Below are 19,280 nucleotides of genomic sequence, written 5' to 3' on the forward strand. Positions count from 1 at the left end.
GTCGGACACTTTGCGCAGCGGCTGAGGTCGCCGGCGTTTTCACACAAGCAGGAGCATCAAGCATGCAGACGACGTTCAACCGAATTCTGATCGCGACGACGATTGCCTGGCAATTGGCGCTGCCTGTCCAGGCGCAAACACAAACCTCGGCGTTGCCCGCGGGTGCGGTCGCAACGGTGAACGGTACACCGATCACCAAGGCAGAGGTCGACGCCGTGTTGCAGGCGTCGCGCCAGCCCGATACGCCGCAGTTTCGTCAAGCGATCAAGAACCAATTGATCGCGCGCGTGCTGATCCAGCAAGCAGCGGACAAAGCAAACTACGGCAGCAAGCCGGAAGTGCAGGCAGCCATGCAGCTTGCGAAATCGACAGCCGAGACGCAACTTTTCGTGCGCGATAACGTGAAGCCTGAGCCGATCACGGATGCACAAGTGAAGGCGCGATACGATGAAATCGTCGCATCGCTCGGCAAGGACGAGGTCAAGCCGCGCATCATCGTGACGAAAGATGCCGCGACCGCTGTGACGGTATTGGCCGGCCTGAAAGCGGGGCAGTCGTTCGACGCGCTGGCACGACAGTACAGCCAGGCGCCCACCGCTGCGGCCGGCGGTGAGCTGCCGTGGGTGAGCTTCAAGATGCCAGTGACGGACGGGAATACGCAAGGATTGCCGCTCGCCGTTGCACAGGCGATCACGCAGTTGCCCGCAGGCGGCGTAACCTCGCAGTCGATCGCAATTGGCAACGACGTAAATGGTCCGCGAGCGATCGTCAAGGTCGACGCGAAGCGACCGACGCAGGTGCCGTCGTTTGATGCGGCGAAGGCGACGATTCAGCAGCAGCTGCAAGCGTTGGCGCTCGAGAAGGCGACGGCGAATTTCGTCGGTGGATTGATGAAGAACGCAGCCATTCAACAGTAAACGCAACCGCGCGTATTTCGCAAACGCACATCGATTACCGACCGCGTTGCGCGGCTGAGTTGCTGCCTGTGCCCATGTCCGTTTCGGTTTGCTCGACAATACCCGGCCTGAGTGACTGCTCCGAGCGGACAACGCACGCGTTTGACGATGCTCGCGTTGATCGGTGGACACGATTTCGGAGGCTTCCTTGCAAGCCCAACGGATCGAATGTCGACATTGAGCCATTTATTGTGGCGGTCGCGTGCGCCGTGGTCGCATCTTTTCGCAGACAGCGTCGCTTACCTATCGATCGATGTGTTGGGCGCGCTTCGCGTGGTCCGATTACGCATCCGGGTCGGTCGCGTCTGCCGACCGTTCGTCGCGCCACTCCGCTAGCTCGCGCCACAGCGCCGGACGTGCATGATCGTGCGGCGGCAGCTTGATGACATAAGCGACGCCACGGACGTTGACCACCGCCCCCGAGTCGGGCAAGGCAGTTGGAATACCCGGGACCGACGAATCTTCGTCGGGCTCGTTGACGAGGCCCGGGCAGGGCGGATGTGGCGACATCATACGAATTCTCCTTGGCGCCGCGAATCGGCGCATCAATAACGCACCCGCCCGATCAACCCCAACGGATCGACGGCGTGCTGGACGGCGGCGGCGAGTTCCCGATGCGCGGCCGGCACGTGCTTGCGGTAATACGCGACGTTGACCGGCCCGACCCCATGCTCCGCGCTGAAGCAGCCGCCGGCCCGCACGACGCGCTCGTACAGCGCGCCGCGCAGCGCCACCTGCTGCAGCGGCCCGTAGCGTTCCGCACCGGCGTGGGGGATCGACACGACGAGATGGCAGCCGCCGTCGCCGAAATGACCGAATGCGTGGCAGCGCAGCGACGGATGCGCCGCCGCGATCCATTGCTCGGCATCGGCGACGAATGCGGCCAGCGCGCCGCGCGGAAACGACACGTCGAACGACAGCGGAATGCCGTGCTGCGCAACCGCAACCGGCAGTGCATCGCGGATCCGCCAGAACCGTTCGGCCGGCGCGCAAGCCGCGTCGAGTACCACGCGTTCGCCCGCCAGCGTGTCGAGCGTCGCAATCGCGCGTTCCTCGAGCAGCCCGTCGAGCCCCGGCATGCCGGTCGCGATCTCGACGAGCGCGTAGCATGCGGCGGCATCCGCTTCAAACGGAATGCGCAGCGCCGGAAACGCGGCGGCGACGCAACCGACGGCCGCGACCGACATGAATTCGAACGCCGACAGCATCTCGCCGAACGCGCGCTCGAACGCGAGCAGCCCGGCGAGCGCCGCGTCGTACGACGCAAACGCGACGAACGCGGCACACGAGGACCGTTCGAGTGGTGCGAGCGCGAACGACACGGCCGTCACGAGCCCGTGGGCGCCGTTCGCGCCGATGAAGCATTGCGTGACGTCGAAGCCCGCGTTGCGTTTGCGCAGCGGCGCGAGCGTGTCGATCACGGTGCCCGCCGCGTCGGCGAGCACGACTTCGACGCCGAGCACGTTGCGGCGCACGTCGCCGTACTTGATCAGCCGGCTGCCGCCCGCGTTGGCGCCGACGAGGCCGCCGGCCGCCGGATCGCTGCCGAGGTCGATCGGCAGGCAGAGGCCGGCGTCGGCCGCCGCGCGGTTGATGTCGGACAGCCGCGCGCCGGCCTCGACCGTGATGCTGCGATTCGCCGCGTCGAACGCGCGAACGGCGCGCATCCGGTCGAACGACACCACGCATTGCGTGCCGCTGCGATCGGGCACGGCGGCGCCGACGAGCCCGGTCCGCGCCCCCTGCGCGACGAGCGCGACGCGGTGCGCGACGGCGACCCGCGCGAGCGCGCTCGTGTCGGCGGTCGACGCCGGCCGCGCGACACCGAGCGCGAGGCCGCCGTGTCGCGTCACGTCCATCGCGTACGGCTCGCAGGCTTCGGCCGACGCACCGTCGAGCCAGCCGTCGCCGAGCGTCGCGGCGAGCGCGTGCCGTTGCGCGGCACGGTCGGGCAGCGCGCTCATCGTCAGCCGGCCCGCACGAGCTGCTTGCGCAGGCGGCCGCGCACGACGACCAGCGCGATCAGCGGCACGACGCCGCCCCACAGCGGGCTGTTGCGCATCGCGATCGACACCGCGAGCGCGACGACGGTGACGGCGAGCAGCACGATCGACAGCGAACGGGCGCGCGCATGGTCGACGAAGGTGCCGTCGACGAACCCGCCGTCCGACCACGCGGTATGCACGATGCCGACGACCAGCACGCAGACGAGCATCGCGGCCGGCCCGAGTTCTTCTCCCCACAAACGGCTACCTGTCGGCGACACGAGCGCCAGCACCGCGCCGATCACGAGGAACAGGTCGACGCCGATCGCGATGCTGTTGCGGTCCGCGCGGCGGATCAGCCATGCGCCGTGCACGAGCGCGAGCACGCCGCCGATCAGGAACGCGTGCGTCCAGCGCACGTCCGGCTGTCCGGGCCCGAGCCGGCCGTAGAACAGGAACACGATCGCCGGCAGGAAGTTGCTCACGTGCAGCAGGTAGTCGGTGATGGGATTGCTCGATTTCATCGGGAGATTCTCCTTCGTCGAAACGTCGAAACGATGGGCGACGCGTCATGCGTCATGCGTCGTGCCAGCGGAACAGCCGCGCGGCGGCGAACAGGAACAGCGCCGTGCTCGCGGTCATGCCGAGCAGTTGCGGCGCGAGCTGCGCGTACGGGGCGCCGTCGACCAGCGCGCCGCGCAGCGCGACGGCGAACTGGTTGGTCGGCAGGAATGCGAGTACCGCCTTGAGCCAGGCCGGTGCGTCGTGCATCGGGATCGTCAGGTCGCTGAAGAACAGCAGCGGGTAGTAGGTGACGTTGCACGCGAGTTCGGCGGCCGCGAGCGACCGCGTGCGGCTCGCGAGCAGCACGCCGATGCTGAGCACCATCGCCGCGCCGAGCAGCACGATCGGCAATGCACGCAGCCCGTCCGGCGTCGCGATCGGCAGCGCGATGCCGAACGCGACGCGTGCGACCGTCAGCAGCACGAGCGCCGACAGCGCCATCATCACCATCCGCGCGACGATCAGCGCGGCGAGGAACACGCCGCGCGAGACCGGGAAGCACACGTACAGCTTGAAGGTATTGCGTTCGCGCAGCGACGCGATCGCGGTGGTCGTCGAGTTCAGGCCGATCGCCATGAACGCCATCACGAGAATGCCGGTCGCGAAGAACGCGCCATAGTCGAACGGGCGGCGTGCCGGTGCCGCGTTCTCGAAGCGCGCCTGCGCGGCCGGCAACCCGAGCCGCTGCGCGGCGCAGCGGGCGAGCGCGATCTCGACGACGCGCGACGCGGCCTTGACCGCGAGCGAGCCGTTGAAGTCGTAGCGGATCGTCGCCGGCGTGCGCTCGTCGGCGCCGAGCACGACGGTCACGCGATCGGCCGCCGCGCCGCGCCCGCCGAAGGTCGCCTTCACCGTGTCGCTGTGCGTGAGGCTGGCGACGATCTGCGCTTCGCATGCGCGGCTGTACGGCGTCGCGCCGCCGGGCACGTCGAACGCGATGTCGGCGGTGCCGAGCGACCCCGATCCGCCGAACGCGAACAGCATCACGCTCAGCAGGAACACCGGGAACACGAGCGTCCAGAACAGCGACGAGCGGCTGCGCAGATAACCGAGCAGCTCGTTGCGCACGAGAATCAGGAACACCTTAGTCATGAACGGGGCCCTCGGTACAGAGGCGCAGCAGGTCGCCCGGCGTGCTCGGCGCAAGCGCGAGATGCTGGATGCCCTGTTCGCCGACGATGCGGTGCACGTTCGGATGCAGCGTCGCATCGCCGAACACCTCGACGACGTGCGCGGCCGACACGCGCACGCCGGTCACGCCCGGCAGCGCCGCGAGCCGCTTGCGCAGCGCGCGCGCGTCGGCTTCGTCGCGGCAATGCAGGACCGCGCGCGCTTCGCCGACGAGCTGGGCGCGCAGCGCATCCTTGTCGCCCTGGTAGCGCACGCCGCCGTCGCGCACCCAGACGAGATCGTCGACGACGGCAAGCTCCTCCTCGGCGTGGCAGATCATCGCGACGCTCGTGCCGCGCGCGCGGTGACGCAGCAGGTCGATCACGACGCCCGCATAACGACGGTCGAGGCCGGTGAACGGTTCGTCGAGCACGGCCAGTTCGGGGCGGTGCGCGAGCGCCACGTAGAGATCCACGCGCTGGCGCTGCCCCTTCGACAGCGCGCGGCACGGCTTGTCGAGCAGTTCGGCGATGCCGAGCGCCTCGGTGACCGCGGCGTCCGCATGCACGTACATCGCGCGGTGCAGCGCGACGATCTCCGACACGCGGAGATGGTCGGGATACTCGACCTTCTGCAGCTGCGCGCCGAGCCGTCGCAGCGACGGCGTGTCGCGCATGAAGCGCGCGGCCGGCACGTCGAGCACGCGCACGTCGGTGCCGCCGCGCCGGAAGCCGAGCAGCGTTTCGAGCAGCGTGGTCTTGCCGGAGCCGTTCGGCCCGACGATCGCCGTGACCGCGCCGAGCCGGAACCGCACGTGCCGCGCGGAGAAACGGAAATCGCCGGCCGCGACGTCGATCGCGCGCGCGCCGAGCGCCGCACCCGGCGCGTGCGCATCGGGCAGCGGCTGCGAGGCCGTGCGCAGCGGCCGGTCGAACGCGGTGTGCGGGCCGAACAGCGCGCGCACGGAGGCGAGGAACGAATCGCTCATCGTCGGCTTCCTGTCAGTCGAACAGCATGACCTGCGTGTCGCGCGCGCCCCGGTACGGGTTGCGGCCGTGCGCAACCAGCATGTTGTCGACGACGAGCACGTCGCCGGCCTGCCACGGGAAGGCGAGCTCCTCTTCGTCGAACGCATCGTAGATCGCGACGAGATCGTCGAACGGCATCGGCGAGCCGTCGCCGTAGCGGATCTCGTACGGGAACGCGGCGCGCGCGCCGTACATGCGCTGCAGGTAGCGGTAGCTGAGCTCGCCCATCGAGCGCGGGTTCGGGTGCTGCGCGCTGGCCTGGTTGAACCAGACGGTTTCGCCGGTGCGCGGATGCGCGCGCAGCGCGCTGCCGACGTGCGACACGGTCACGCTGCCGTCGTCGAGCCAGCGGCAGCCGACGCCGCGTTCCGCGCACAGCCGCTCGACCTCGTCGCGGTCGCGCGTGCCGAACGCGTCGTGCCACGGCCGGTGGTATTCGGCGAACGGCAGGTTCGGGTTGGCGGCGAGGCCGTCCGCGCGATCGCCGGGCGCCGCGAAGTTGCGCAGGTACATCACGCCGCGCGCGGCGAACCGTTCGCGCAGCGCGGCCGGCACGCGCGCCGTCACGCGCCGCATGTCGCAGATCGGCGTTTCGCCGCCCGCATCGGCCGGCTGCCGGCAATAGAACGCGACGAGGCGCGGGAACGCGGGCATGTAGGCCATCTCCTGATGCAGGCCGATCTTGAACGGCGGCGGCATGCGGGTCGATTCGTACACCTGGCCGTCGATCTGCTTGCGCGGCGCGGCGCCCGCCGTGTAACCGTTCGCGTGCGCCGGATACAGCGCGCCGAGGCGGCCGAACGCGGCGGTGTCGGGCACCGCGAAACCGCGCCACAGCAGCGCGCCGCACGCGTCGAGCAGCGTGTCGATCGTGTCGAGCCGCGAGCGGTACCACGCGACGAACATTTCCGGCGAGGTCGCGAGCTCGGCGCTGCGCGGCGTCACGCACAGCGGCAGCGTTGCGCCGGGCGCGACCGCCGCGCAGTGCACGTCGTCGGCGCCGAGCCGCACGGCGGCGTGCGCGGCGAGAAAGGCGAGGTCGGTCATCGCTCAGGCCAGCGCCGGTTTCTTCAGCAGGATCTCGAAGCCGAGCGCGCCGAGCCCGGCGCTCGGGCTGTAGATCGACGCGACGTCCGCGAGGCCGGCTTCGGCGACGAGCGCATGCGCTTCGTCGAGCGTGATCTTTTCCTCGACGTGGGTCGGCGGATAGTCGGCGGCGGCGCGCATCTCGGTGAAGCGGTCGAGCAGGTGCTGCGGCGCGTCGCGGCGCATGTCGTGCACGAGCGCGATGCCGCCCGGCTCCAGCACGCGATACATCTCGGTCAGGCTGAGCGCCTTGTCGGGCAGGTGGTGCAGCGTCGCGCGGCCGACGGCCATCGTCAGCGTGCCGTCGTCGAACGGCAGCGCGAGCGCGTCGCCGACGCGCATCTCGATCGTGTCGTCGAGATCGAGTTCGCGGATGCGCGGGCGGCCTTCGTCGAGCATCGCCGGATCGAGGTCGATGCCGACGTAGCGCCAGCCGCGCATCGCCGGGTCGGTGGCGAGCCGCACCGGCACGACGCCGGTGGCCGTGCCGATGTCGGCGATCACGCCGGGCGTCATCCCGCGCGCGAGCTGGCGGATGCGGCTGATGAACAGCAGGTCCCACGGTTCGAGCGTTTCGGTGGCGAAGCGATCGTAGTCGTTCGCCGGGCGCAGGTTCTTGAGCAGCATGACGTTCCTTTTGCTGAATGGTGCCGATGGATGAAGGTTCACAACCAGCCGACCGGCACGGCGGCCAGCAGCCGTCGCGCGGTCGCGCTGTTGACGCCGAAGGCCGGGCGTCGCCGGCGCTCGACCGCATGCGCGGCCATCGCCGCGATGCGCGCGCCGAGCCCGACACCGACGCCCCACGACGGCGCGGCGACACCGAGTTCGAGCAGCGTCGCGGCCGTCAGGAAATCGATGTTCGGCCGCAACGCGCGGCGGGCGTCGGCCTGCGCGCAGCACGCGTCGAAAAGCGTCACGTATGCACCGTCGAAGCCGTGCGCGGCGAACAGGCCGCGCATGTGCGGCGGACGCGGATCGGCGACGAACAGCGGATGGCCGAAGCCGTACAGCGTGTGTTTCGCGTCGAGCGCCGCATCGATCGCCGCGCGGCCGGCGGCGTCGAGCGCGGCGGGCGGTGCGTCGATGCCGCCCGGGACCGAGCGTGCGAGCGCGGCGAGCCAGTGCATCGCTTCGAGTGCCGCGCCGACGTGCGACGGGCCGCTCGCGAGGAAACCGGACGCGATCGCCTGCGTGAGCGTGACGCCGGTGCCGATCGCGACGCGCGGTGCGAGCACGGTCGGCGTGATGTAGCCGAAGCCGGCGTGCCACGCGACGAGCAGCATGTCCATTGCCGCTTGAGCCTGCGCATCGTGGCGCGTCGCGCCGGTCAGCACGAGCATGCGTTGCGCTTGCGTCGCGGCGGTATCGAGCGAAGCGCCGCCGTCGGTGCCGGCCGCAAACGGACGGCCTTCGATCGCCGCATGCAGCAGGAACGGCGCGGCGGCCGCGCACAGCAGCATCGTGTCGAGATCGGCGTCGTCCGGCGCGTTGCCGGGCATGCGTGCCGTCACGTCGTCGAAGCCGCGCAACAGGCCGGACGCGGCCGCGAACACCGGCGCGACACACGCCGCGCCGAGATCCGCGGCGACGGACTGCGCGGCCGAGCCGGGCGCCAGCGCCGCAGCGAACGCCGCGAGCCGCGTGCGGATCGCCGCCTCGTGCTTGCCATGAGCCGCGTTGCCGGGCGCGACGTCGAACCACAGGTGCGCGAGCGCGCCTTCGAACGTCGTTGCGCCGATCAGCGCGTTCAGGTCGAGATCGCGCACGCGCAGCGCCTCGGGCTCGAGCGTCGCGCCGTCGATGTCGGTGCCGCGATGGCGCGTTGCGGGGCGGCCGAGCAGGTTGCGCGGGGCGTCGCCGGTCGAGGCGGCCGAAGCGTTCGCGCCGGAATCGAGTGTCGTGTCCATGTCATTCCGCCTGCACGAGTTCTTCGCTGCTGACGCTGATCGCCGCGTGCGCCATCGCGGCGATCACGGCCGCGTGCTGGTCGACCACGGGCAGCACGTTCGCGAAGTAGTAGCGCGCGCTTTTCAGCTTGCCGCGATAGAACGCGAGTTCGGCCGGCGTGTCGGCCGTGTCCGGCGCGTCGAGCCGGCGCGCGGCGATCGTCGCCGATTCGAGCAGCACCCACGCCGACGTGACGACGCCGAACATCTCGAGAAAACGCGTGTAGAACTGGCTGCTGCGGTGCGTGTGGCCGTCCTGCACGTCGCGCGCGATGTCGTCGAGCGCGGCGGCGATCCGGTCGGCGCCCGTGCGCAGCGCGTCGAACAGCGGGCGCAGCTCCGCATGCGTGCCCGTGTGATGCTGGCGCGCGAGGAACACGTCGAGCTCGTCGCGGTAGTACTGGATCAGCCGCGAATGGCGGCCGAAGCCGAGCTTGTCGCGCACGAGGTCCTGCGCCTGGATGTAGTTCGTGCCTTCCCAGATCGACAGGATCTTCACGTCGCGCGCGTTCTGCTCGACGGGGCTCGCGTCGGTGTAGCCGAGCCCGCCGTGCACCTGGATCGCGGTTTCGCAGATCCGCCACGCCTGGTCGGAGATGAACGCCTTGCAGACCGGCGTCAGCAGCAGTTGGAGCTTGCGATGGCGCTCGATCTCGGCCGGATCGGCGTCGGGTGTCGCTTCGAGCATCGCCGCGCGCGTCGCGGTCGCGGCGAGCTTGCCGAGCAGGCCGCGGCAGCCGTCGACGCGGCTTTTCATGTCGACCAGCATGCGCTGCACGTCCGCGTGCTCGACGATCGCAACGCGCGCGGCATTCGTGTTCGACGCGCGCTCGATCGGCCGGCCCTGCAGCCGGCGGCCCGCATACTCGACCGCGTGCAGGTACGCGCTCGACGCGACGCCGACGCCGAACATCCCGGTACTCATCCGCGCCTGGTTCATCAGCGGCATCAGCTGCAGCAGGCCGACGTTGCGCCGGCCGCCGAGCAGCCAGCCGCGGGTCGTGCCGTTCGCGCCGAACACGAGGTGCGTGTTCGCGCAGCCCTTGAGCCCCATCTTGCGCGGCAGGCCGATGCAGTCGACGTGGTTCGGCTGCAATTCGCCGGTTTCCTCGTCCGGCCAGAAGCGCGGCACGACGAGGCACGACAGCGAGAAGGAATCGGGCGACGCCGTGTCGATGCGGCCGAGCACGAAATACAGCGTGTTCTCGGTCAGCTCGTGCATGCCGGCAGAGATGTAGACCTTCTCGCCGTCGATCGCGTAGATGTCGCGTTCGAGCGGCGTCGCGCGCAGCGCGACCGCGGTGAGGTCGGTGCCGGCCTGCGGCTCGGTCGCGCAGAAGCACGCATCCCAGCGGTACGCCTCGAGCGGCGCGATCAGCGCCTTCTGGTGCGGCGTGCCGTGCATCTGCAGCAGCTTGATCGCGGGGCGCGTGAAGCCGCCGTACGTCATGAACGACGGGTTCGCGCCCATGAACATCTCGTAGATCATCTGCGTGACGATCGGCGGTAGCCCGTGCGCGGTGCCGAACAGCGTGTTCGACCATTCGTCGCGAAACCGCGCCCACAACGCGTGGAAATGCGACGGAATGCGCACCTGGCCGTCGTCGAGCAGCGTGCAGCCTTCGATGTCGGCCTGCTGGTAGCTGCGGCCGAGGTCGAGCGCGAAGTCGCGCGCGCGTTCGAGCAGCGCGTCGATCGATGCGCGGTCGTGGGTGCCGTACAGGCCGTGTTCCGCCAGGAACTGCTTGTCGGCTTCGAACAGTTCCCACAGAAAGAAGCGCAATTCGCGCAGGCTGACCTTGTAGGCGCTCATCATGCGTCTCCTTCGATATCGAGTGCGGCATCGAGGCCGCCGGCGAGGTCGACGACGGCCGCCGCCGCCGCGCCATGCAGTGCCGCATCCCACACGAGCACCGTGCGGCGCTCGCCTTCGTCGAGCGCACCGGCGAGCCGGATCAGCGCAGCCGCCGATTCGGCCGACGACAGGTGGCCCGAGCCGTCGTGCTGAATCCGCGCGCCGACCGGGATCGACGCGGCGTCGGCCACGCGCGCCGCGAAGCCGGGATCGAAGCCGGGAGGCACGCACCAGTCGATCTGATCGGCGCGCAGCCCGGCCATGTCCAGCGCGCGGCGGATCGCGCGCGCGGCGACCGGCGCGAGCGTGTCGCGCAGCGCGCCCGGCGCGTCGGCCCACGGATCGGCGATCGACGGCCCGAACTCGAGCGCGACGGACCGCACGCCGCCCCAGTCGGCCGGCTCGGGCGCCGGGCCCGCGCGCGACACGAGCAGCGCGGCGGCCGCGTCGCCATAGCCGACCAGGTCGCCGAACTGGCGGAAGAACGGATATAGCCACTTGTCGCTGAGGATCACGAGCGCCTGGTCGCCTTCGTCGAGCAGCCCGTCGAGCAGCATCAGCGCCGAATACCAGCCGAGCGTGCCGTTCTGGCCGAGCGCGAACGGCGTCACCCGTTGCAGGCCGAGTTCGTACTGCATGCGGCCGACGACCGAGTCGCCGATGCCTTCGTTGAGCGCGCAGCTCGCGACGATCACGTGGGTCGTGCGGGCCAGTTGCCCGGAGCCGAGCTGGTCGCGCAGGTCGAGCGCGGCATCGGCGGCGAGATCGGCGAGGCTGCGCCCGGGCGGCGCGACCCGCAGCGCGGGCCGGCCGCCCGGCGCGAGGCGCGTGCCTTCCTCGGGCGTCAGCGCGCCCATCCCGCGCGGCCGCGCGAAGCGCGCCTGCGGCAGCAGCAGGTGCCGGTAGCCGGGATGGCGCTCCTGTGCCTGGATCGCGCTGAACACGACGGCGGGCGGCAGCACCACGACGCCGCCGGACAGGGCGAGCGTGCCGGGCGCGGCGACGCGGCGCGCGCCGAGGCAGGTTTCTTCGAGCGTCGACAGGGTCATGCGGCGGTCTCCTCGTTCGTGCGCGCGAACGCGTCGCGATACTGGTTTTTCAGCGCGGGGCGGTCGATCTTGCCGTTCGGGTTGCGCGGCAGCGCGGGCAGCGGTTCGACGACGAGCGGGCTCATGTAGGTCGGCAACGCGTCGCGGCATGCGCGTGCGATGTCGGCGCGGCACGCGTCGGCGTCGAGCGTCGACACGACGCACGCGGCGATCGCCTCGCCGAGCGATGCGTGCGGCACGCCGAACACCGCAGCCTCGCGGATGTGGGGCAGCGCGAACAGCACGTCCTCGACTTCGGTCGGGCTCACGCGGTAGCCGGAGGTCTTGATCATGTCGTCGCCGCGCGCGACGAAATACAGGTAGCCGTCGGCGTCGCGCCGCACGATGTCGCCGGACCACACCGCGACGTCGGGGCGCGGGATCTCGCCGTGCCGGCGCGGCAGCGGGCGAAAGCGCTGCGCGGTCAGCTCGGGCCGGTTCCAGTAGCCGAGCGTGACGAACGCGCCGCGATGCACGAGTTCGCCGGGCTCGTCGGCCGCGCATTCGCTGCCGTCCGCACGCAGCACGAGGATCTCGGCGTTCGGCACGGCCTTCCCGATCGACGTCGGGCGCAACGCCGCGTCGGCCGGCGGCAGGTACGTCGAACGGAACGCTTCGGTCAATCCGTACATCAGGTACGGCGCGGCATGCGTGAACAGCGCCTGCAGGCGGTGCAGCAGCGGCGTCGCGAGATGGCCGCCGGTGTTCGCGAAGCGGCGGATTCGCGTGCGCGCCGTTTCGCTCCAGCCGGCCGACGCGAGCTGCATCCACAGCGGCGGCACGCCGGTGATCGACGTGACGCCGAACGCGTCGCAATGGCGCGGCACTTCGGCCGGCTGCAGGAAGTCGAGCGGCGTGTAGCACGCGCCGGACGCCAGCGCGGTCGTGAGCTGGCTCAGGCCCGCGTCGAAGCTGAGCGGCAGCACGCCGAGCACGACGTCGTCGTCGGCCAGCCCCTGGTACGCGGCGACGCTGAACGCGCCCGACACCAGGTTGCGGTGCGATACGACCACGCCTTTGGGCTTGCCGGTCGAGCCGGATGTGTAGAGCAGCGCGGCGGGATCGTCGTCGACCGGGCGGCCGGCAGCCGAAGGTGCCGGAGCGCCGGCGTCGGACGCGGCGATCGCATCGGCCAGCTCCTCGATCAGCATCGCGCGGGTGCCGACGAGCGCGGCGAGCGCCGGCAGGCGCTTCAATCGCTGCGCGCCGGTCATGAACAGCGCCGCGCCGCTGTCGGCGACGATGTGTTCGATCTGCGCTTCCTTCAACTGCGGATTGACCGGCACGAAGATCGCGCCGAGTGCGTTGGCCGCGAGCATCGCGACCACGGTTTCGATGCGTTTCGGCGCGTAGATCGCGACGCGCTCGCCGGGCCGCACGCCGCGCGACGCGAGCGCGGCGGCCGCGCGGCGGACCGCGCGCGCGAGCTGTTCGTAGCTCATCGTGCCGCCGCCGTCGGCATACGCGGGATGATGCGGCCAGCGCGCGGCGCCGTGGTCGAGCAGGTCGGCGATGCTGATCAGGGCGTTCATGATCGGCTCCTCTCTCTGGTGGGTCTAGGCGGGCCGCACGTACACGTGCGCGGCTTCGTGGGACAGGAAATGCGCCATCGAGTACGTCCGGTGATAGGCGCCGCAGCGCGCGAACACGGCGATGTCGCCGACCTGCGGCGGCGCGCCCGTATCGTCGCGGCCGATCACGTCCGCGCGGCTGCACGTGCTGCCGGCGTAGATCGTCGGCACGCCGCGCGCGGGCGGTGCAGGCGTGCGGCGCACGAGCGACGGCGCGGCCAGCCGGCGCATCACCGATTCGGTCTGCGCGAGCAGGAACGCATGCGACAGCCCGCCGTCGCAGACGGCGATCGTGCGGTCCGGCCATGTCTTGACCGCGACGACGCGCGTCGCGAACACGCCCGCGTCGGCGAAGATCGCGCGGCCGGATTCGTGCGCGAGCGAATACCGGCCGGCCAGCGGGGCGAGCGCGGCCGCATAGCGCTCGAATGCGGCATCGCCCGGGTGATCGTCGGCGAAGCCGCCGCCGAGGCTCAGCGAGCCGAGCGGTGCGCCGTTGGCCGGCGCGAGATCGCGGGCGAGCGCCGCGAGCCGCTCGGGCAGCACGAGCGTGTCGGGCTGCGTCGCGTCCTGGCGGATGAACGAATGCGGGCCGGAGAACACGTGCAGCCCGGCAACGGGCAAGCCGGAGGCGGCGAGCGTGCGCACCGCGTCGTGCGCCTCGTTCGGCGTCATCCCGAAGTGGTCGTGCCACAGCGCCCGCGCGTCGTCGCCGGCCAGCGCGCCGGCGTTCACGCGCAGCAGTACCGGGCCCGGCGTGCCGCCGCCGGCCGCGGTTTCGCGCGCCAGCGGCACGAAGCGCGCGACCGCGTCCGGGTTGTCGAGCACGAAATGGCAGCGCGACGCGAGCCCGGCACGCATGAACATCTCGTCCATCGACGGGTTGTTCAGGTAGCGCGGCGTCCTGATCCGGCCGATCACCGCGTCGAGTTCGCCGCGGCTCGCGAGTTCGACGCCGTCCTCGTACGCATGGGCACAGCGCGCGAGCATGTCCTGGTTCGGGTTCGCCTTCAGCGACACGATCAGCCGCGTGCCGAGCCGCGCCTTCAGCGACCGGTAGCGCGCGATCGCGACTTCCGGCTCGTACACGTAGCACGGCGTGCGCAGGTCGGCGATCCACGCGTGGTCGCCGGCGGGGGGAAGCTGGCGCTCAGGCGTCATGGCGGCCCACCGGATGGAGCGTGGCGGCCGCATACGCGCCGCAGTTCGACTGCATCACGCCGAGCACGCGCTGCCCGCGCGCGACCGCGTCGAGCCCGACGTCGGCCAGGTTGATCGGGAAATCCGAGCAGCACGCATGGCCGCGCGCATGGATGTTCTCCGCATACAGCCGCTCGGCCGGCACGCGCATCGCGCGGCACAGCGCGTTCCAGCCCGGCAGGTCGGCGTTGTGCGGCAGCACGAGCTCGTATGCGTCGAGCGCATGCGGTTCGAGCGCGACCGCCGCGTCGATCGCCTTGCGCGTGTACGGCCACTCCATCATGATCAGGTCGGCCTCGTTCGCGGCGACGGTGTCCGAGCCGCGATGCCATTTCGCGTGCGTCTCGATCGCGATGCCGCCGAGCCGGTTCTTCGTGCTGTTGCGCGCGATCAGCATCGCGGCCGCGCCGTCGCACTGCACGCCCGTCATCTGCCGCATCCGGTAATCCTCGCCGTACACGCGGTCGGACGACACGACGAGCGCCGCGTCGAGTTGCGGATAACGGCGCATCAGCGCGCGAACGGTCTCGATGCCGGCCGCGACCGACACGCAGTTCAGCTGCGCGACCGAGCCGAGCCACAGCGGCTCGATGCCGAGCTGCGCGGCGAGCTCGTGCGGCAGGCTGCGCGGCGCGGGCGGCACGCTGAACTGCTGCGTGTGCACGTGGACGATCGCGCCGATGTCGGACGGATGCACGCGCGCGGTGTCGAGCAGGCGGCCCGCCGCCGCGATCGCGAGATCGGTCTCGCTCGTGTCGAGCGCCATGTGGAAGTAGCGGCTGCCCGACTGCGCGATCGCCGCGGCCCGTTGCGCCGGGTAGTCGCGCTCGGCGGCCCATGCCTCGATGTCGACGGGCAGGCCCGGCAGCTCGTAGGCCACCGCGTCGATGCCGATCCAGAAATCGCGTGACGCCTGGGAGGAGTTCGTCATGGTTCAGTTGAGCGGCATCGCCGCGTAGTCGAGAACATCGAGTTTTTCGAAGGTCGCCTGCACGGTCGGCGTGAGCAGGCCCATCTCGCGGATCGTCGGCACCAGGCGCCGGAAGATCGAGCGGCGGATCGAGCTGGAGACCGGCGACTCGCGCACCATCGCGCTGCATTCGCGCTTCGACAGGCCCATCGGCTCCCAGATGTCGTCCGCGCACAGGTGCTCGTACAGCACGGCCGCGCCTTCGCAGACGAATTCCTCGCGCTCGCGCAGCTCGGTCGAACTCATCTCCGCATACACGCGGCACAGCGTGATCCGGCCGACCGCGAAGTGACGCGCCTCGTCGCGCTGGATCCGCAGGAACAGATCCTTGATGAACGGATCGGTGCTGTAAGCGACGACACTCTGGAAGATCGACAGCGCGATGCCCTCGACGAGCACCTGCATCCCGAGGTTCGTCATGTCGAGCGCGCTGCTCGTGATCGTGTCGTGCAGCAGGCCCTTCAGCGAGCGGCTCATCGGGTAGCTGACGTCGAGTTTCTCGTTGACGAGCTTCGCGTATGCCTCGACGTGGCGCGCTTCGTCCATCATCTGCGCGGCGGCGCACAGGCGCGCGCTCAGCCCATCCTCGGCCGACGCGAGCTTCGATGCGCAGATCAGCGCGGCCTGCTCGCCGTGCAGGATCTGCGACAGCAGCCAGCCCTGCGCGTGATGGCGCACCTCGCGCTTGTCGGCGTCGGACAGCTTGCTCCACAGCTCGGTGCCGTAGATCAGCAGCGTCGGGTCGGGCATGCCGAGCGGATTCGCCGGGTCGAGGTCGTGGCTCCAGTCGACGTCGGTCGCGACGTCCCACTGCGCGGCCTTCGCCTTTTCGTAGAGCCGGTTCAGCGCCTCTTCGCGCAGCGCGTAGTCGTTCGACATCAGGGCGTCGACGGGCATCGACCAGCGGATGTCGGCCGTGTCCTGCATAACGGTGAGCGTGTCAGTCATTTAGGGTCTCCCCGGCCGCGCGGCGGCGCCGGAATGATGGGCGGAATCGGTAAGCGTCGCGGCGGCGGCGCGCGGTGTCGGCGGATGCGGCACGAGGCGGATCGCATACGACGGCCACGGGCCGCGCAGCTGCGCGTCGAGTGCATCGGCGAGCCGCGCGGGCCAGATCGCGCAGCACACGCGGTTGTCGCCGGAGAACTCGGCATCGCGCAGGATCCGGTCGCCGATCCACACGACGGGCGCGCCCCGCGCGGCGTCGCGCAGGGCCTCGTCGTAAAGGTGCACGCCGAGCAGCACGTGCGGCGCGAGCAGTTCGGCCGGCAGCGCGCCGAAGTACGGCGCGCAGACTTCGATGAACACGCGTGCGTCGGGATGCACCGCGTCGCGGATGCGCGTGGACACTTCCGCAAGGAATGCGAAATACTGGACGTGGTCGAGCAGCACGCGGCGCTCGCTGCCGGATGCGTCGCCGGCATCGCCGGCGTCGTACGGTTCGCCGGCCGCTTCCGCGAGCGCGGCGCGCGCATAGTCGGCCGGCGTGTCGAGCGGCATCCGGTACGCGCTCGCGGCGACCGCGACCGGCTGCCGCGCATCGCGCTCGATCCGGTAGGTGAAATGAACGGGCCGCACCATGTCATGCCTCGCTGTCGAGAGAGAACGTCGCGTCCGGCGCGAATGCGACGTCGGCGACCGCGTAATAGCCGTTCAGCGCGAGCGAGCAGACGGCCGCGCGGTGCGGCGTGTCGCCGTCGCGATGCGCGAGCAGCACCGACAGCCACGGATCGCTGCCGAACGCATGGCCGAACAGCCCGTGGCCGTCGGGCAGCAACGGCGTCTTGCCGACCGACGCGAGCAGCGCGCGGCGCGACGTCGCCGGAAAGAACGGCAGCGCCGCGTGCACGCCGGGGCGGGCCGCGCAGAAGGTGCGGATGTCGCGGCCGAGCCGCACGACCGCGCTGGCCGGCGGCGCGGCGTCCGCGAGCACCGACGGTGCGGCCGGCGACGCTTCGCGGCCGACGTCGATGAGCAGCGTGCACACGCCGAAGCCCGAACGCCCCCACGCGGGGTTGCCGTGCCAGTACGTATAGCCGTGCACGTCGACGTCGACGATCTGCAGCAGCAGCGTGCGCGGCCCGGTTTCGGCCGCGGTGGCGAGCGCGCGGCGCAGCACGTAGCCCCAGCCCGCGCATTCGTACGAGCAGGTCATCCAGTCGGGCGTGTAGTCGTTCGCGCCGGCGAGCGCCTGCGCGAACACGCGATGCTGCGGCGAATCGTTCATCAGCAGCATCGACAGGATCGTCGAGCTGACCACGTAGTCGTCCGCGCCGACCGCGCCGCACAGCCGCTCGCGTTCGGCGCACGCGAGCGCGCCGATCGCGCGGGCCGTGTCGTCGAGCGGCACGGCCGCGCCGTCGCGTGACGGCGCGACGCGCCGGTACGCGAGCGCCTGCACGGTCAGCGCGGTCGCCGGGGCCGCCGGGGCCACCGGGAGCGGCTCGGCGGCGGCGGCCGCCACGGTCGGAAGGGGCGCGAGCATCGTCGTGTCAGGCGGCGTGCTGCTGGCGGCGCAGTTGCGCGTCGAGCTGCTGCAGCGTCGTGTACTGCGTGATGTTCAGCGCTTCCGGGTCGATCGAACCGTAGAGCTGTTCGCAGAACACGATCAGCTCGACGATGTTCAGCGAATCGATGCCGAGTTCGCCGATGCCGGCGTCGGTGTCGACGGTCTCGACATTGAGGATCTTCGCGACTTCGCGGGACAGGATGTCGAGCGCGTCGGCCGGAACGTTCTGGGTCGTCATGAGAGGAGCTCCTGGTAATGAAGTGGGTTGATCGGGATCGATCGGCCTGTCGCGTGGGTCAACTGCCGGCTTCGCAGCGCAGGCTCTTGCGAAGCTCGTGATAACAACGGTACGAACTGCCTTCCATCTTCGAAAACGCCAGCAGGTCGCGCTGGTCGTCGAACGTCGCGACCCGGCCGTCGCGCACGAGCGCCGTCAGGAACTCGTTCGACAGCAGCTTGATCGCGAGCACGCGCTGCACCTTGCCGAAGCTGTAGTGCGCGTCGTCGGTCTGGCTGCGTGCGGCGTCCGCGATGAAGCGGTGGACGGCGCGCGCGTCGGCGTCGAGCTCGACGCGGCCGGTTTGCGCGAGCCATTCGACGTGCGCCATCAGCGCGCGGACGAAGTAGGGGCGCACGACGGTCAGGTACTTGTTGAACACGGTCGGGCCGCCGATCCGCAGGCGATCCTCGGCGCTCACGCGCACCTGGCCGCCGACGTTCGCGAGCTGCAGGTTGCCCGCCAGGAACGGCGCGCCGCAGGTCGTGCGCTCGAGCTTGCGGTATTCGTCGGGCCACACGAGGTACGCGGCCGGGAACATCACGCCCGGCAACCGCGCGGCGACGACCGCCATGCAGTCGCGATGCGCTTCGATGCCCCACACCTTGTCGACGGTGAGCGCAAGGCCGTTATCGTCGCTGCGCACGACCGTGCGCCAGGCGGCGAGGGTCGGGCCGCCGCCGTCGCTCATCAGGAACGCGAAGTTGTGGCCGCTGTCGATGCAGTCGCATGCGCGACGGTTCTGGTCGTCGGAGAAGAACAGCCCGAACATGATGCGGATGAACGCACGCATGAACGGCTTGAACAGGTGGTGAAATCCTTCGCGTTCGATCTGGCCGAGCAGCGCTTCGGTGAGCGGCGCCTCGTCGTGCCGCAGCGGCGTCGATGCGGATGAATCGGGCAGCACGTCCGGCGTGGCGGCGCGCAGCGCGATCACCATCTCGCTGTCGAGCAGCCGCACGGCGGCCGCCTCGACGAGCCGGGCGGCCGCGCGCGGCGGCGTGCCGATGGTGCCGATCGAGTCGAGGTGGCGCAGCACCGGATACGCGGCCTGGTCGGCCACGCGCAGCAGCAGCGGTGCGGGCAGGTCGACGGACGAAGCGGGGGCGGAAAGCGTGGACATGGGGCGGGG

General features: G+C 70.5%; 19 protein-coding genes. 1 reads left to right on the top strand and 18 read right to left on the bottom strand.

Going from position 1 to position 19,280, the window contains the following annotated elements; translation table 11 throughout:
• The first annotated feature begins 62 nt into the window (after nucleotides 1-62).
• On the top strand, nucleotides 63-917 hold the full coding sequence (locus VK92_RS16025) for a peptidylprolyl isomerase (RefSeq protein ID WP_048027538.1): 855 nt from the start codon (nucleotides 63-65) through the stop codon (nucleotides 915-917).
• Between the two features lie 321 nt (nucleotides 918-1,238).
• Here VK92_RS16025 and VK92_RS16030 read toward each other — a convergent pair whose 3' ends face one another.
• The 18 genes from VK92_RS16030 to VK92_RS16115 are packed head-to-tail and all read right to left on the bottom strand — an operon-like array spanning nucleotide 1,239 to nucleotide 19,271.
• Nucleotides 1,239-1,469 (bottom strand): hypothetical protein, encoded by a 231-nt coding sequence (locus VK92_RS16030; RefSeq protein ID WP_122982891.1) that lies wholly within the window; start codon nucleotides 1,467-1,469, stop codon nucleotides 1,239-1,241.
• A 32-nt stretch (nucleotides 1,470-1,501) separates the two neighbouring features.
• Entirely contained in the window at nucleotides 1,502-2,920 is a 1,419-nt protein-coding gene (locus VK92_RS16035) for an FAD-binding oxidoreductase (protein ID WP_048027533.1), read from the bottom strand.
• Between the two features lie 2 nt (nucleotides 2,921-2,922).
• Nucleotides 2,923-3,465: a hypothetical protein gene (locus VK92_RS16040; RefSeq protein WP_048027531.1), complete on the bottom strand. Its 543-nt coding sequence runs from the start codon at nucleotides 3,463-3,465 to the stop codon at nucleotides 2,923-2,925.
• A 52-nt stretch (nucleotides 3,466-3,517) separates the two neighbouring features.
• On the bottom strand, nucleotides 3,518-4,597 hold the full coding sequence (locus tag VK92_RS16045; RefSeq protein ID WP_027792024.1) for an ABC transporter permease: 1,080 nt from the start codon (nucleotides 4,595-4,597) through the stop codon (nucleotides 3,518-3,520).
• Nucleotides 4,590-5,603: an ATP-binding cassette domain-containing protein gene (locus tag VK92_RS16050; RefSeq protein ID WP_048027530.1), complete on the bottom strand. Its 1,014-nt coding sequence runs from the start codon at nucleotides 5,601-5,603 to the stop codon at nucleotides 4,590-4,592. The genes VK92_RS16045 and VK92_RS16050 overlap by 8 nt, the downstream gene beginning before the upstream one ends.
• A 13-nt stretch (nucleotides 5,604-5,616) precedes the next feature.
• Nucleotides 5,617-6,690 (bottom strand): TauD/TfdA family dioxygenase, encoded by a 1,074-nt coding sequence (locus VK92_RS16055; protein WP_048027529.1) that lies wholly within the window; start codon nucleotides 6,688-6,690, stop codon nucleotides 5,617-5,619.
• A 3-nt stretch (nucleotides 6,691-6,693) separates the two neighbouring features.
• On the bottom strand, nucleotides 6,694-7,356 hold the full coding sequence (locus tag VK92_RS16060; protein ID WP_021160286.1) for a class I SAM-dependent methyltransferase: 663 nt from the start codon (nucleotides 7,354-7,356) through the stop codon (nucleotides 6,694-6,696).
• 38 nt (nucleotides 7,357-7,394) lie between these two features.
• The gene (locus VK92_RS16065; RefSeq protein ID WP_048027526.1) at nucleotides 7,395-8,639 is read right to left on the bottom strand and encodes a citrate/2-methylcitrate synthase; all 1,245 of its coding nucleotides are present in this window, start codon (nucleotides 8,637-8,639) and stop codon (nucleotides 7,395-7,397) included.
• Between the two features lies 1 nt (nucleotide 8,640).
• On the bottom strand, nucleotides 8,641-10,491 hold the full coding sequence (locus VK92_RS16070) for an acyl-CoA dehydrogenase (RefSeq protein WP_048027525.1): 1,851 nt from the start codon (nucleotides 10,489-10,491) through the stop codon (nucleotides 8,641-8,643).
• Nucleotides 10,491-11,582 carry a hypothetical protein gene (locus tag VK92_RS16075; protein WP_048027520.1) on the bottom strand — a complete coding sequence of 364 codons (1,092 nt, stop codon included), beginning with the start codon at nucleotides 11,580-11,582 and terminating at the stop codon, nucleotides 10,491-10,493. Before VK92_RS16075 ends, VK92_RS16070 begins: the two co-directional genes overlap by 1 nt.
• Complete coding sequence (locus tag VK92_RS16080) at nucleotides 11,579-13,153, bottom strand: acyl-CoA ligase (AMP-forming), exosortase A system-associated (RefSeq protein ID WP_048027516.1); 1,575 nt, start codon at nucleotides 13,151-13,153, stop codon at nucleotides 11,579-11,581. Before VK92_RS16080 ends, VK92_RS16075 begins: the two co-directional genes overlap by 4 nt.
• A gap of 24 nt (nucleotides 13,154-13,177) precedes the next feature.
• Complete coding sequence (locus VK92_RS16085) at nucleotides 13,178-14,353, bottom strand: PLP-dependent decarboxylase (RefSeq protein WP_048027515.1); 1,176 nt, start codon at nucleotides 14,351-14,353, stop codon at nucleotides 13,178-13,180.
• On the bottom strand, nucleotides 14,343-15,323 hold the full coding sequence (locus VK92_RS16090; protein ID WP_048027510.1) for a ketoacyl-ACP synthase III family protein: 981 nt from the start codon (nucleotides 15,321-15,323) through the stop codon (nucleotides 14,343-14,345). Before VK92_RS16090 ends, VK92_RS16085 begins: the two co-directional genes overlap by 11 nt.
• Nucleotides 15,324-15,326: 3 nt before the next feature.
• Nucleotides 15,327-16,310: a ferritin-like domain-containing protein gene (locus VK92_RS16095; RefSeq protein WP_021164011.1), complete on the bottom strand. Its 984-nt coding sequence runs from the start codon at nucleotides 16,308-16,310 to the stop codon at nucleotides 15,327-15,329.
• Nucleotides 16,311-16,943: a hypothetical protein gene (locus VK92_RS16100; protein ID WP_048027503.1), complete on the bottom strand. Its 633-nt coding sequence runs from the start codon at nucleotides 16,941-16,943 to the stop codon at nucleotides 16,311-16,313.
• A gap of 1 nt (nucleotide 16,944) precedes the next feature.
• On the bottom strand, nucleotides 16,945-17,847 hold the full coding sequence (locus VK92_RS16105; protein ID WP_048027501.1) for a hypothetical protein: 903 nt from the start codon (nucleotides 17,845-17,847) through the stop codon (nucleotides 16,945-16,947).
• Between the two features lie 7 nt (nucleotides 17,848-17,854).
• The gene (locus VK92_RS16110) at nucleotides 17,855-18,109 is read right to left on the bottom strand and encodes an acyl carrier protein (RefSeq protein ID WP_011350104.1); all 255 of its coding nucleotides are present in this window, start codon (nucleotides 18,107-18,109) and stop codon (nucleotides 17,855-17,857) included.
• 58 nt (nucleotides 18,110-18,167) lie between these two features.
• The gene (locus VK92_RS16115; protein ID WP_048027497.1) at nucleotides 18,168-19,271 is read right to left on the bottom strand and encodes a hypothetical protein; all 1,104 of its coding nucleotides are present in this window, start codon (nucleotides 19,269-19,271) and stop codon (nucleotides 18,168-18,170) included.
• Nucleotides 19,272-19,280: the final 9 nt, after the last annotated feature.

It is taken from the genome of Burkholderia sp. LK4, assembly GCF_001043615.1.
GTDB lineage: Bacteria > Pseudomonadota > Gammaproteobacteria > Burkholderiales > Burkholderiaceae > Burkholderia > Burkholderia cepacia.